This window comes from Natronomonas salinimetallica, assembly GCF_013839515.1.
Classification (GTDB): domain Archaea; phylum Halobacteriota; class Halobacteria; order Halobacteriales; family Haloarculaceae; genus Natronomonas.
The window spans coordinates 21,228-35,009 of sequence record NZ_JACDNQ010000007.1; the positions used below are offsets into that span (position 1 = coordinate 21,228).

At 67.8% G+C, this 13,782-nt stretch carries 13 protein-coding genes; 7 read left to right on the forward strand and 6 right to left on the reverse strand.

What is annotated here, in order from left to right:
* The first annotated feature begins 5 nt into the window (after positions 1-5).
* The 4 genes from HZR14_RS07195 to aglJ all read left to right on the forward strand — a co-directional run bounded on the left by HZR14_RS07195 (position 6) and on the right by aglJ (position 4,763).
* Positions 6-2,468, forward strand: coding sequence for an efflux RND transporter permease subunit (locus HZR14_RS07195; protein WP_181692192.1), 2,463 nt, complete (start codon positions 6-8; stop codon positions 2,466-2,468).
* 102 nt (positions 2,469-2,570) lie between these two features.
* A complete protein-coding gene (locus tag HZR14_RS07200) occupies positions 2,571-3,089 on the forward strand; it encodes a winged helix-turn-helix domain-containing protein (RefSeq protein WP_181692193.1) in 519 nt (172 codons plus the stop codon).
* Between the two features lie 104 nt (positions 3,090-3,193).
* Positions 3,194-3,691 carry a phosphopantetheine adenylyltransferase gene (locus tag HZR14_RS07205; protein ID WP_181692194.1) on the forward strand — a complete coding sequence of 166 codons (498 nt, stop codon included), beginning with the start codon at positions 3,194-3,196 and terminating at the stop codon, positions 3,689-3,691.
* A gap of 136 nt (positions 3,692-3,827) precedes the next feature.
* Positions 3,828-4,763, forward strand: a complete 936-nt coding sequence (gene aglJ / locus HZR14_RS07210) for an S-layer glycoprotein N-glycosyltransferase AglJ (protein ID WP_181692195.1) — start codon at positions 3,828-3,830, stop codon at positions 4,761-4,763.
* Here aglJ and HZR14_RS07215 read toward each other — a convergent pair.
* On the reverse strand, positions 4,760-5,089 hold the full coding sequence (locus HZR14_RS07215; protein ID WP_181692196.1) for a DUF5789 family protein: 330 nt from the start codon (positions 5,087-5,089) through the stop codon (positions 4,760-4,762). The two genes, aglJ and HZR14_RS07215, sit on opposite strands and share 4 nt — an antisense overlap.
* A 91-nt stretch (positions 5,090-5,180) precedes the next feature.
* Between HZR14_RS07215 and HZR14_RS07220 the strand changes: the two genes are divergently transcribed.
* Positions 5,181-5,390 carry a ribbon-helix-helix domain-containing protein gene (locus HZR14_RS07220; RefSeq protein ID WP_181692197.1) on the forward strand — a complete coding sequence of 70 codons (210 nt, stop codon included), beginning with the start codon at positions 5,181-5,183 and terminating at the stop codon, positions 5,388-5,390.
* Between the two features lie 7 nt (positions 5,391-5,397).
* Here HZR14_RS07220 and HZR14_RS07225 read toward each other — a convergent pair whose 3' ends face one another.
* From HZR14_RS07225 to HZR14_RS07240, 4 genes are all read right to left on the reverse strand, one after another.
* Positions 5,398-5,808, reverse strand: coding sequence for a JAB/MPN domain protein-containing protein (locus tag HZR14_RS07225; protein ID WP_181692198.1), 411 nt, complete (start codon positions 5,806-5,808; stop codon positions 5,398-5,400).
* 101 nt (positions 5,809-5,909) lie between these two features.
* The gene (locus HZR14_RS07230) at positions 5,910-7,331 is read right to left on the reverse strand and encodes a class I SAM-dependent methyltransferase (RefSeq protein ID WP_181692199.1); all 1,422 of its coding nucleotides are present in this window, start codon (positions 7,329-7,331) and stop codon (positions 5,910-5,912) included.
* Positions 7,328-8,116 (reverse strand): NAD(P)-binding domain-containing protein, encoded by a 789-nt coding sequence (locus HZR14_RS07235; protein ID WP_181692200.1) that lies wholly within the window; start codon positions 8,114-8,116, stop codon positions 7,328-7,330. Before HZR14_RS07235 ends, HZR14_RS07230 begins: the two co-directional genes overlap by 4 nt.
* A gap of 335 nt (positions 8,117-8,451) precedes the next feature.
* Positions 8,452-9,633, reverse strand: a complete 1,182-nt coding sequence (locus HZR14_RS07240) for a M24 family metallopeptidase (protein WP_181692201.1) — start codon at positions 9,631-9,633, stop codon at positions 8,452-8,454.
* 173 nt (positions 9,634-9,806) lie between these two features.
* Here HZR14_RS07240 and aroA point away from each other — a divergent pair, with 173 nt between their 5' ends.
* Positions 9,807-11,120, forward strand: a complete 1,314-nt coding sequence (gene aroA / locus HZR14_RS07245) for a 3-phosphoshikimate 1-carboxyvinyltransferase (RefSeq protein ID WP_181692202.1) — start codon at positions 9,807-9,809, stop codon at positions 11,118-11,120.
* Between the two features lie 215 nt (positions 11,121-11,335).
* Here the strand turns inward: aroA and aroC are convergent, their stop codons facing one another.
* Positions 11,336-12,523, reverse strand: a complete 1,188-nt coding sequence (aroC, locus tag HZR14_RS07250; RefSeq protein WP_181692203.1) for a chorismate synthase — start codon at positions 12,521-12,523, stop codon at positions 11,336-11,338.
* A gap of 171 nt (positions 12,524-12,694) precedes the next feature.
* On the opposite strand from aroC, the gene HZR14_RS07255 reads away from it, so the two are divergent.
* Positions 12,695-13,729 (forward strand): guanosine monophosphate reductase, encoded by a 1,035-nt coding sequence (locus HZR14_RS07255; protein WP_181692204.1) that lies wholly within the window; start codon positions 12,695-12,697, stop codon positions 13,727-13,729.
* The last annotated feature ends 53 nt before the right edge of the window (positions 13,730-13,782 follow it).

Below are 13,782 nucleotides of genomic sequence, written 5' to 3' on the forward strand. Positions count from 1 at the left end.
GGCTGATGGGGTTCGGACAATCGTTCGAGACGGCCGTCGAGCGGATAAACGAGACCATCCTCGACCGGCCGCTCGCGGTTATCGCCGTGTTCGCGCTCGTGACCGCACTTCTCGCCGGCGGGATGCCGCTCATCACGACCGAATCGGAGGCGACGGACGCGTTCACGGAGGGGCTCCCGGAACAGGAGGCCCTGGACGCGGTCAACGACGAGTTCGGTGACCGCTTCGAGGACGACCGGGCGACGACACAGCTAATTCACGTCGGCGACAACGTCCTCTCGAAGACGGAGCTGCGTCGGAGCCTCACGGCCCTCGACCGGACCGACCAACGCGCCGCACTCAGATACGAGGGGGCGGCCGGTCCGGCGGTCCTCGTCGCGGGCGAGATCGATCCGACCGCGAACACGCCCGAGCAGCGACTGCGGACCATAGAGCGGGCCTCCGAACGCGAAATTCGGGCGGCGGTCCGCGAGCTGGCGGACGCTCCGCAGTTCCGAGCGCTTCTCTCCGACGATTTCAACGCCGCGTCGGCCTCGGCTTCGGCCTCGATCACCGTCGTCACACACGACGTACCGAGCAGCAGCGGCGGGGGCCCGGACGAGGGCGGCGGACAGATAGAGGAGATCCAGACGTCGATGCGACCCGTCATCGAGGACACCGGCGGCGATATCCGCGTGTTCGGCTCGGGCATCATAAGCGCCGAAAACGCGAACGTCATCGGCGATTCGTTGACGATCGTCATGCCGCTCGTGCTCGTGTTGATCCTGGGCTTTCTCGTGGTCGCCTACCGCGACCCGATCGACCTCGTGTTGGGGCTGATCGCGCTCATCACGACGCTCGTGTGGACGTTCGGAACCGTCGGCTACGCCGAAATCCCGTTCGACCAGAACATGATCGCCGTTCCGGTGTTGTTGTTGGCCGTCGGGATCGACTTCGGCATCCACATCATCAACCGGTACCGCGAGGAGCGCGTACAGGGTATCGGTCCCCGGGAGGCCATGAAGACGGCGAACCGGCAGCTCATCGTCGCGTTCTTCATCGTTACGGTCACCACGGTCTTCGGGTTCGGCGCGAACGTGATCAGCGATCTGGGACCGATAAGCAACTTCGGGCTGGTCGCGGCCATCGGGATCACCTACACCTTCTTCATCTTCGGTATCTTCCTGCCGGCGCTGAAGATAACGGCCGACCGACTGCGGAACGAACTCTCGCTCCCGGCGTTCGGATCGAGTCCGATCTCCTCGGAGGACTCATCGTTCGGCCGACTGCTGTCGGTCGGCGCGACGGTTTCGCGTATCGCCCCGGCCGCGTTCGTCGTCCTCACGCTCGTGATCGGCGGCGGCGCAGCGGCCTACGGTCAGGACGTCGATCGGTCCTTCGACACCGACGACTTCCTGCCGCCCGAGGAGATCCCGGTGTATATTGATATCCTCCCCGAACCGCTCGCGCCGAGTGAGTACACCGCAACGGGGAACCTCAATCTGATCGAGGACCGCTTCGAGGCGAGCCAGGAGGACCAAGCGACCGTATACCTCGTGGGCCCCTTCGAGGACAACAGCGCCCTGGAGTCGATCCATCGGACGAACCGGGATCCGCCGGACTCCTTCATCGAGGAGGACCGTCGGGCCGAATCCACGAGCATACTCACGGTCATCGACTCGCGCGCCGAGCGCGACCCGGAGTTCGCCGCCCTCGTCGAGCGCAACGACCGGAACGACAACGGCGTCCCCGACCGGAATCTCGATCGGATCTACGACGAACTCGAGGCCGACAGCGCCGGCCGTGCCAACGAGTTCCTCACCTCGGATCATCGGGCCGCGAAGATCGAGTACGACGTCGAAGCCGACGCCAGCCAGGCCGAAGTCTCGGCCGACGCACGGACGTTCGCCGAGGAGTTCCGCTACACCGCGACGGCGACCGGCGGCGTAGTCGTCTTCAATGCGGTCTCTGATCGGATCTTCTCCTCGGCGACCGACAGCCTCATGGCCGCGATCGCGCTCACGAGCATCTTCCTCGTCATCGTCTACGGTGCCCTGGAGCGTCGGCCGCTGCTCGGACTCGTCAACCTCTTTCCGATCCTCGTGACGATCGCGTTGTTGTTGGCGACGATGCGAGCGATCGGGCTCCCGCTCAACGCGCTGACGGCGACGTTGCTCTCGATTACGGTCGGGGTCGGGGTGGCGTACTCCGTCCACATCACCCACCGGTTCGTCGACGAGTACAACGAGAGCGGCGATACCTTCGGGTCACTCGTGACGACGCTCAGCGGGACCGGCGGGGCGCTGACCGGAAGCATGCTCACGACCTCGATCGGAACCGGCGCGCTCGCGTTGGCGATCACGCCCATCCTCGGGAACTTCGGGCTGTTGATGGCCGTGAGCGTGTTCTTCTCGTATCTCACCTCGATCCTGGTGTTGCCGCCGACGCTTTTGCTCTGGGGCCGACGCGCACCGGATCTGTCCGGGTGAGCGCCGTCCCCCGTTCCGATAGCGCCCGCGACCGACGGGGTTCCCCGGTGCCGCCGCAGAATTTATGTACAGCAGTACCTTGTGTCCGATCGAACACGACACATGTCCACGGATGATTCCCCCGAGGAGGTCGACGGAGAACACGAGGGCGTACGCGAGCGCCTAGAACAGGAAGCCGAACGGGCGGCGGAGGGATTCGACGAGGGAATCGTGGATCTGCTCTCGTGGGTGCTCGATACGGAGACCAGAGCCCGGATCTACGTCTACCTCCGGGAGAACCCCGCCAGTACGAGCGAGGAGGTCGCAAGCGGAACCGGGCTGTATCCGAGTACCGTTCGGGAGGCGCTCGCGGAACTGAACGAGGAGCACAAAGTCGAGCGGCGCAAGCGGGAGTCCGACGGGGCGGGCAACAATCCATACGAGTATACGGCGATGGCGCCGAGCGAACTCGTCGGGAACGTCGTCGGAGACGTCCAGGACGAACTGAACACCGTATTCAACCTCGATTGTCACCTCGGTGTCGGGAGCGAGGAGCGTTCCGAGCCGGTCACGATAACCGTCGAAGACGGCGAAAGCGACGTGGACGGCGACGCCGACGGCGGATCCGAGGACACGCCGTAGCGAAAAGAGAACACAGCGGAGTGATAAGACGAGCGAGAGCACGTCGGCCAACGGTCCGTTCCGTCACCGAAGCGCCTAAACCACGGCCGCGCATTTCGGCCGGTATGGATGTCGTACTGGGTGGGACCTTCGATCCGGTACACGACGGCCACCGGGCGCTCTTCGAGCGGGCGTTCGAGCTCGGTGACGTGACCGTCGGGCTGACGAACGACGACCTCGCGCCGAAGACGCGAAGCGTCGACCGGGACGTCCGCCCCTTCGACGAGCGGAAGGCCGATCTCGGCTCCGAACTCCGGGCGTTCGCCGAGGAGTACGGCCGCGAGTTCGAGATCCGAGAGCTGACCGAACCGACCGGCATCGCGACCGAACCGGGATTCGACGTGCTCGTCGTCTCCCCGGAGACCCGAGACGGCGCCGAGGCGGTAAACCGAGTGCGCGTCGAAAAGGGGCTCGCGCCGCTCGATATCGAGGTCGTCCCCCCCCGCTACGCCGAGGACGGTGACGTCATCTCCTCGACCCGGATCATCGCCGGCGAAATCGACGAACACGGTAACCTCACGCCCGACTCGAACGGTCGGTCGCCGGTTCAGAGATCCGAGTAGCGTCCGGTGGGTATCGCCGGCAGTGTGGAATCCGCCGGCAGTATGGAAGCCACCGCCGGCAGTATGGAAGCCACCGCCGGGTCCTCCTCGCGTTCTCCGCAAGCTAATTGAGCCAGCGCCGCCACCCGGACACGTAATGGCCGATCGAACCGACGTTTGTGTTCTCATTCCGACGCTCGAGGAGGCGGAGACGATCGCCGACGTCGTCGATGGGTTTCGAGCCGAGGGCTTCGAGGACGTGTTGGTCATCGACGGCGGGTCCGAGGACGGGACCCGGGAGATCGCCGCCGCCCACGGGGCCCGCGTGCGCACCCAATCGGGGAGCGGCAAGGGCCAGGCGGTCCGGGAGGCCGTCGACGCGATCGACCGCCCGTACGTGTTGATGGCCGACGGCGACGGGACCTACCGCCCCGAGGACGCCGACGCGATGCTCGCCCCGCTGTTTGCCGGCCGGGCCGACCACGTCATCGGCGATCGGTTTGCCGACATGGAGCCCGGCGCGATGACGCGGCTCAACCGGGTCGGCAACCGGATCATCAACCGGCTGTTCGCGACGATCCACGGCCGGGACCTCCAGGACATCCTCTCTGGATACCGGGCGTTCACGCGGGCCTCCTTCGAGCGGCTCCACCTCACCGCCGACGGCTTCGGCATCGAGACCGAACTGGCGGCCGAATGCGTCCGACACGGCGTCCCGACGGCGGTGGCCCCGGTCCGGTATCTCGCCCGGCCCGGCGGGTCGGAGACGAACCTCCGACCGCTGGCCGACGGCGGCCGGATCGTCCTGACGCTGTACACGCTGGCGAAGACGAACAACCCGATTTTCTATTTTGGGAGCGTCGCGGCGCTCGGGACGCTGTCGGGGCTCGCCGTCGCGGGATTCGTCGCCTACCGGTACGCGTTCGCGGGGGTGTCCCACGAGGTGCTCGCGTTGCTCGCGGCGTTTTTGATCCTGCTGTCGGTGCAGTTGCTGATGTTCGGGTTTTTGACCGACGTGCTCGTGGCCGTCAACCGCGAGCAGACCCGCCGGCTCGAGGAACTCGCCGACCGGCTCTCCGAAATCGAGGACTAGAACGGCAGAAGTGACCGAATCCGCCCCACCAGGCTGTCGTTGGCGTGCTCGCGTCGCTCCTCGAAGATCGGGTGGAGGGCGTTCATGAACTCCTGTCTGGTCTCGAATCGCGACTGTCGAAGATCCCCGAGGGCCTCCGAGAGCCGGATCTCGTTGCCCGTCGCATCGTAGGGGACGCTCGGATCACCGACGGTCTCGAGGACCTCCTCGGTCGTCGTCGGAAAGACGACGTCGGCCCGCTCGAGGTGTTCATCGAGGGCCGCGATCCCGAACGCGACGATCTCCGGGCCGTCGTTGTCGCTTTGTTGTGGTGGCCGGACTCCCATTGTGGTCCCATAGACGCTACGGGGCCCCTAAAGGCCCCTGAATCGGAAGGCGGTAGACAGACATATTCGGATCGGGACCGAGGGCACGGATATGACCGAATACACGACGGTCTCGATCCCGAAAGACCTCTCCGAGCGCGTCGAGGAGACGATCGAGGGGACGAGTTTCTCCTCGACCAGCGATCTGGTCCGGTTTCTGCTCCGGAGTATCGTCATCCAACACCAAAAACAGGGCTCGCTTTCGGAAGCCGAGTTCGACGAGATAACCGACCAGCTCCACGATCTCGGCTATCTGGACTGACCGACGGCTACTCCGGAACGTCGATCTCGCCGTCGGGCGGTTCGATGTCCAGGATCTCGATGGAACGCCCCGCCCCGGACCGATCGAACGCCGCGACGTCGTCCAGTTCGTAGGGCGGTACCGCGACGAAGACGACTTCGTGGAGGTCGTCGCGTTTCGTCAGCGCAAGTACCCCGTCCGGATGCGTGATGAACCGACCGGCCGCACCCGGCGTCGAGAGGTCCATCCCGAACACCGCCCGGACCGAGCCACCGGTATCGGGCAGGTACATGTCGGTGAACACGGGCCGGTCCGGGGGAAGCGACGCGTCGAGTTCGTCCGCGGGCGTCACCGCGAGCGAGACGGTGACGGAGGAGGGGTCGCGGTCCGTCGCGAGCTCGAGCAGGGCGGTCAAAAGCGCTCGCGTGATGTACGCCACACGCCCCGTTCGGTCGGGGCGAATAAAGGCTGTCCGGAAGCGGCGCACTCCGGTCGGTGGCGGGAGCGAAAAGGCGGCGACTCGAACGTGGACGGAGCCTGTTAGGCCAGCCGGTCGACGACCGTCTCGCCGTCGACGACGAGGTTGTAGGCCTCCTCGTCGTCGTTCCAGAGGACGAGGACGTTCTCGAAGCGGAGCAACGACCCGTAGGGCGCGCTCTCGAGGGCCTCGTTCAGGGCCGACCGGTCGGTCACCACGGCGTAGTGGTCGACGGCCTCCGAGCCGTCGCTGATCTTGAACAGCGGATGGCCGTCCTCGGCGAGGTTCGGCGACAGCTTCAGCGCCGCGATATCGATCCGTTCGGTTACGTGGCGTTCCGTCTGGGCCATCTTCGCCAGCCGGTCGGGATCGGGGTCGTACTCGATCGCCCGCCTGCCATCGGTGCGCAACAGCAGGTAGGCGAACTGGACGGCCGATTTGGTGTATCGGCCGTCACCGTCCGAGGCGGCTTCCGCCGGGTGCTCGGTGGCGTTCGCCTCGAGCCGTCGCTGGAACGGCGCCACCTCGACGTCGGGCTTTCGGGTGAACGTCCATCCGCGATCCTCCGGCGATCCGTCGGGCCACAGCCGGACCGTCGGCGCGTAGACGGTGAGGTCGTCGTTCCGATCGAGGAGTGTCCGTTCCGTAGAACGGAGGCGGGTCGCCGTCCGCTCCTCGGCGGGCGAGAGCGCGAGGACGGTTCCCTCGGCCGACAGCGAGTCGAGGTACCGTTCGACGACCGCCACCGGCGAGTCCAACTCCGAGAGGACGTTCCCGAAGACGACGAGATCGTACTCGCCCTCGGGGTCGAACGCCTCGGCGGTCTCGCGGTGGACGGTCGTTGCGAATCCGGGCCGGGTGGGACCGAGCATTGCCTCGAAGACGTCGGCCGCGGCGCTCGGCTCGACGGCGTCGTACTCGACGAGGCTGTCATCGGGGAGGTACTCGTGAACGCCGAGCGCCGGGCCACCCGCTCCCGCGCCGACGTCCAGCACGCGGAGCGTCCGAGAGAGAAGTCCCGCCCGCCCGAGTTCGTCGAGAACGTACTGGATCGCCGCGTAGTAGTCCGGCAGGTGATACAACGCGTACGCGAGTGCGGTCTCCTCGTCGTAGGTGACCGACTCGTCGGCGAAGTACGCGACCTTCAGATCGTCGATGCGTTCGCGGAGCCGATCGCCCGACTCGCCCTCGGGCCAGCCGGGACCGTATCGCTCGACGAGCAGGTCCTCGAAGCGTCGCGCGTACGCCTCCGGGAACCGCTCGACGCCGCGGAACGTCGGTTGGATCGGGCCTTCGCCGGCCGGAACGAAGCTCCCGTCGTCGCGCTCCGTGAGGCCGAGTTCGAAGGCGTGTTCGCGCAGGGTCTGCCGGACGACCGCCGGGTGTGGCTGGCCCTCGACGTATTCGTATATCTCCTCGGGATCGATCGGCCGAACCGACCGGAGGTACTTCGCGGCGTCGAGAATGCCCGTCGTATCGGTCATTCGTGCGCCCCTTCGTCGGCCGTCGGGTCGCGGCCGCGCTGTCGGCTGCGGCCGGTGTCGTCTACGCTCGCATAGAGCTCTACGAACGCGTCCCGATCGGCCTCGGCGATCCGCCTCGCGGCGTCGGCCACGGAGGACGCACCCTCGAATCGGTCCTGGATCTCGGCGTACACCTCGGGGGTGTTGCCGAGCGTCCCGTCGACCAGCTCCGAGAGCGGCTCCGAAAGCGAGGTATGAAACCGCGGATCGATCTCCTCGGCGGTGAGCGCGTACGCCAACACGGCGGTGTGTGCCTTCGCCTGGACGGTCTCCATCGCGCGGTCGTGTGTCGACGGCGACGTCTCGAAGACCTCGTTGCCGGCCGCATCCAGCGCCGCGCGGATCCGATCCACCGTCGCCCCTCCGCGATCGACGACGACGGGGACGTTGCCGGGGGCGTTGGCTGCCGAAAACAGCGGGTGAAAGCTGGCCCGTTCGCACCCTTCGGCGTGGGTTCGAAGCGCCGCCACGGAGTCGCGCATCTCCCCCGAGACGTCGACGACCGCCTCGGTTGCCCGTCCGGCGTGTTCGGCGATCGCGTCCGGAACCGCGGACATCGGCACTGCGAGACAGACGACGTCGAACGTCTCGTCGGTGTCGAGTTCGACGACGCGGGCGTCGTCGGCCGCCGTCGCCGCCTCGTGCGCAGTCGCCGGATCACGGTCGGCGAACGCGACCGTGTCGGCACCGCCTTGGCGGGCGAACCACCGGCCCATCTCCCCCGCCCCGACGACGAGCAGTTGCATGCACGCTGGTTACTCACGGTCGTTCAAAAGGGGTTCGTCTCGGTGCGTGTCCGAAAGGCGGCTCAGAAGTGGGCGTCGTCACACGGGGCTCGGAGCGGGGGTAGACGCGTCATCACAGCCGCCGATACCGGGAGTCCCCCTCGGCAGCCGCCGCCGATACCGGGAGCCCCCACTGGCAGCCGTCGGTACGGCCCCGAGAAAAATAAACGTGGGGTACGCGGGACGAACGGGAGACTGCCGGTTGTCCCCAGGGCACGCGAGTTGCACCACCGGAGTGCGACGTGCGGTCGCGACGGACAGCCGGCAGTATGAACGCGGTCGGGGCCGAGCGCCGATCAGCTGTCCGACCCGACGACCAGTTCCTTCGGGTACTCCGTGAGGTTCTCGTGGCCGTCCTCGGTGACGACGACGAGGTCTTCGATCCGGACGCCGCCGACCTCGGGGTCGTATAGTCCGGGCTCGACCGTCACGACGTTGCCGGCTTCGAGTTCGACGTCCGCCTCCGAGAGGCGCGGCTGCTCGTGGATGTCGAGGCCCACACCGTGGCCCGTGGTATGGATAAAGCCCGTTTCGGCCGTCTCGTCGGCCCGAAGCGTCGGGAGGCCCGATCCCTCGTAGACGTCACAGACCGCGTCGTGGACGGCACTGCCGGAGACGCCCGCCCGGATGGCGTCGAGGGCTGCCTGCTGGGCCTCGCGGGTGAGGTCGTACCACCGCCCGATCGTTTCGGGCGGTTCGCCGACGCAGAACGTCCGCGTCATGTCGGCGTAGTAGCCCGTTTCTTTCGACCGTGGGAAGATGTCGACGATGATCGCCTCGCCGGCCGAGAGCGGTCCCGACCCGCGATCGTGTGGATCGGCGGCGTCGGCACCGCAGGCGACGATCGTCTCGTCGAGCGCACAGTCGTGTCCCAGCAGCTCGATCTCGATCTCGCGTTTGACGCGTTCGGCGGTCAACGGTTCGCCGTCGACGTGGAGTGTGCCGTCGACGACAGTCGCCGATTCGAACAGCTCCTCCGCCCGCGCCATCGCCGATTCGTTGGCCCGCTGTGTCGCCCGGACGTGCTCGATCTCCTCGTCGAGCTTCGTCGCCCGGATAGAGCCGACGACACCGTCCCCGTCGGCTTCGACGCTCACGCCGCGGTCTCTGAGGCCGTCGGCGGTCCCGACCGGGAAGTCACTCGGGACCGCGACCGACTCGGCGTCGTGAGCGTCGAGAAACGCGGCGAGCGTCCGGTAGTCACCCTCCGGGGAGCCGTACTCCGAGACGTTCGCCCGGTGGTCGTACGTCGAGTGACGCTCGACGTGTTCGGCTCGGGCGGTGCGTGTCGCCCGCCCGTACTCCAACGCCGAGACGAGAAGCGTCGTCTCGCCCGTATACAGGGTGACGAACGGATCGGGAGCGCGAAACCCCGAGAGATACCGCTGGTCGGCAGTCTCACCGTCGGCCTCGATCAGATAGCCGTCGACGCCCGTCTCCGCGAGGTAATCGTCGAGCTCCGATAGATCCGGATCCATACCGATACCCGGGGCGGCGGGTACAAAGCGCTTGCTCGGGGTGGATACAGAGCGCTTGCTCGGGGTGGATACAGAGCGCTTGCTCGGGACGACGGGTATGAGACCTCCACCCCGGCCAACGAGGGGGACCACCGAGTCGGCAGGCCTTTGCCGACCGCCCGAGACGCCACGGTATGGACGTTCGGATCTCCCCCTCACGCGTTCGCGGCACCGCACGCGCGCCGCCCTCGAAGAGCTACACCCACCGCGCCGTCCTCGCGGCCGGATACGCCGACGGCGCGACTGTCCGGAATCCCCTGTTCAGCGCCGATACGGCCGCGACGGCCCGGGCGGTCGAGGCCTTCGGCGGCGAGACGGAGCGCGTCGACGGCGACTGGGCCGTCGTCGGCTTCGACGGCGACCCCCGGACGCCGGCGGACGTGATCGACTGTGCGAACAGCGGTACGACGATGCGGCTGACGACGGCGACCGGCGGGCTGGTCGAGGGGCTCGCGGTGTTGACCGGCGACGCCTCGCTCCGATCGCGGCCACAGGGGCCGCTGCTCGACGCACTCGGCCAACTCGGCGTCCGGGCCGACTCGACGCGGGCGAACGGCCGGGCACCGCTCGTCGTCGGCGGGGGGACGGCCGGCGGCACCGTCTCGATCCCCGGCGACGTCTCCTCGCAGTACGTCACCGGGCTGTTGATGGCCGGAGCGGTGACGGACGGGGGCGTCGAGATCGAACTGACGACCGAACTCAAGTCCGCGCCGTACGTCGACATCACGCTCGAAGTGCTGGAGGCGTTCGGGATCGAGGCGTCGGTCGTCGGCGGGGACGACTCCGAAATCGAGGCCGCCGGTGCGGAGGGATTCGCCGTCGCGGGCGGACAGACGTACGCCCCCGAGGGCGGCTCCTACGACGTCCCCGGTGACTTCTCGTCGATGTCGTATCTCCTCGCGGCGGGGGCCCTCGCCGCCGAGGACGAACTCGTCGTCGAGGGGGCCTACCCGAGCGCACAGGGCGACAGCGCGATCGTCGAGATCCTCGAATCGATGGGGGCGGCGATCGAGTGGGACCGGGCCGACGGCGAGATCACGGTGGGTCGGTCCGACATGGCGGGGATCGAGGTCGGCGTCGCCGACACGCCCGACCTGTTGCCGACGATCGCCGTCCTCGGCGCGGCGGCGTCGGGGACCACTCGGATCACCGACTGTGCGCACGTCCGTCTGAAGGAGACGGACCGGGTGGCCGCGATGGCGAGCGAACTCGGCCGGATGGGCATCGAAACCGAGGAAAAAGCGGACGAACTCGTCGTCTACGGCGGCGATCCGGAGGGGGCGACCGTCCGGGGGCACGACGACCACCGGATCATCATGTCCCTCGCCATCGCCGGCCTCGTGGCGGACGGGGAGACGACGATCGAGGGGGCCGAAGACGTCGACGTGTCGTTCCCCGGCTTCTTCGAGGCGCTCTCCGCGCTGGGCGTCGATCTCGTCGAGACCTGATACTGCCGGCTGTCTCCGGGCATGCGAGTCGCGGCCTCGGGGTACGACGTGCGTTTGTGACTCCCGGGTACGACGTGCGTTTGTGACTCCCGGGTACGACGTGCGTTTGTGACGGACAGCAAGCAGTATGCCACCGATCGGCGTAACGGACGACCGACGAGCGCCGGCCCGGATCGGGACTCGACGACGACCGTCCGTGTGATGCCGTCGGCGGGTCACTCCCGTCGCGGGTTCGAGGGATGATACGGGGTGTCGTACTCGCCGGGGCGGTCGTCGATGCGATCGGGATTGATCCGCCCGCCCAACAGCATGAAATCGAGTACCGTCAGGTACAGCATCGCCTCGACGACCGGCACGCCCCGCGGCGGCAAGACGGGATCGTGACGGCCAATGACCTGTGCGTCCTCGACGACCTCGTCGGCCTCCCAGTCGGCGGTCTGTTGTTCTTTCGGAATCGACGTCGGCGCGTGCCAGGTGGCCTCCCCCCAGATCGGCTGACCGGTCGTAATGCCGCCCTGGAGGCCGCCGTGGTCGTTGCCGACGGGGACCGGATCGCCGTCCTCGCTGACGGTATCGGGGTGATCGCCGTCGTCGAACGTCCAGTCCTCGTTGCGCTCCGACCCCGTGACCGTCCGGGCGTCGGCCCCGAGGCCGAACTCGACGTGGGTGGTCGCGGGGACCGAGAACAGCGCCTGTCCGAGCCGCGAGGGGAACGAGTCGAACCGCGGTGCGCCGAGCCCCCGCGGGACGCCGCGGACCTCGAAGGCGATCGAACCGCCGATCGAGTCGCCGGCCTGCTGGTACTCGTCGATCAGCTCCCGCATCCGTTCTGCCGTCTCGGGGTGGCCACACCGGACCTCGTTGTCCTCGGCGTGTTCGAGCATCTCCTCGAAGGGGACGTCGGGGGCCTCGATGTGGCCGATCTGGTTGACGTGGGCTTTGATTCGGACGTCGTGGTCGGACTGCTCGAGCACCTGTTTCGCGATCGCGCCGGCGGCGACCCAGTTGACCGTCTCGCGGGCCGACGAACGTCCGCCGCCGCCCCAGTTTCTGGTGCCGAACTTCGCCGAGTAGGTGAAGTCGCCGTGGCTCGGACGCGGCGCGGTAATAAAGGGCTCGTACTTCCCGGAGCGGGCGTCCTTGTTCCGGATGACCATCCCGATCGGCGTCCCGGTGGTGTACCCTTCGAGAGTCCCGGAGTTAAGCCGGACTTCGTCGGGTTCGCCGCGGCTCGTCGAGATCTTCGATTGGCCGGGCTTTCGTCGGTCGAGTTCGTGTTGGATCGCGTCCTCGTCGAGTTCGACGCCGGCCGGACAGCCCGAGACGGTGACACCCATCGCCTCACCGTGACTCTCGCCGTAGGTCGTCACCTGAAAGAGCCGACCGAATCGGTTTCCGTTCATTACCGATCCGTACGGACGGGGAGGGTTTATCTTTTCCACTTCGGGGGGCTTCCGACCGACGACCGACGCCTCCGTTTCATTTCCCGGCCACATCGTCGGTCCCTCCGGCGTCGGCGGTGTCCGACCGACGCGTTTATATTACGCCAAGAGTTACGACGGAAGGGTTTGAACATGCCCTACGAAACCGGACTCTCCTACGACGACGTGCTCGCGGTACCCCAGCGCTCGGCGGTCGACAGCCGTGACGACGTCGATCTGACGACCGAACTGGTCGACGGCCTCGAACTATCGGTGCCCGTGGTGACCGCGGCGATGGATACCGTCACCGAGGCCGAGATGGCCCGCGCCGTCGCCGAGGCCGGCGGCCTCGGGGTCGTCCACCGATTCCTCCCGATCGACGAGCAGGCGCGGATGGTCCGGGCCGTCGCCGAGGACGGGCGTCCGGCGGCTGGCGCTGTGGGGGTCGCGGAACCGTCGCTCGATCGGGCCGGGGCCCTCGTCGACGCCGGGGCGAGCGTACTCGTCCTCGACGTCGCTCACGGGCACATGGAGCGGGCGATCGAGGCGACGGCCGACCTGGCCGAGGCCTTTCCCGAGACGCCGGTCTGTGCCGGCAACGTCGCCACCGCGGCCGGCGTCGCGGATCTGGCGGCGGCGGGCGCTGACTGCGTGAAGATCGGCGTCGGCCCCGGCTCTCACTGTACGACGCGCGAGGTAACCGGCTTCGGCGTCCCGCAGTTCACGGCCGTCGAGCGCTGTTCGAGCGCCGCCCGCGAACGCGGCGTCACGACGGTCGCCGACGGCGGCATCAGCGGCTCCGGCGACGCGGTCAAGGCACTCCTCGCCGGCGCGGACGCCGTGATGATGGGCGGGTTCTTTGCGGGGTGTGCGGAATCCCCCGGCGAGATCATCGAGACGAACGGTGAACGCTACAAGCGCTCGCGGGGGATGGCGACCGCTGCGGCCGCCGAGGACCGCGAGGACAAAGCCGGCGGCGTCGACGCCGAGGAGGGCATCGAGGCCATCACGGAGTACGTCGGCCCCGTCGGGCCGCGGCTGGCGACGTTCGTCGCCGGGATCCGTTCGGGGCTCTCCTACGCCGGCGCTCACGACCTCGAAACCGCCCGCGAGAACGCCGAGTTCATGGAGGTTCGGCCGGCAACGAACCGCCGCAACGGCGCTCACGGTGTCGCAAACGGGCGATAGCCGGCCGGGACCAGCGGACTCTTTGCACTGCCGGCCGTCCGTCGTGACCGCAC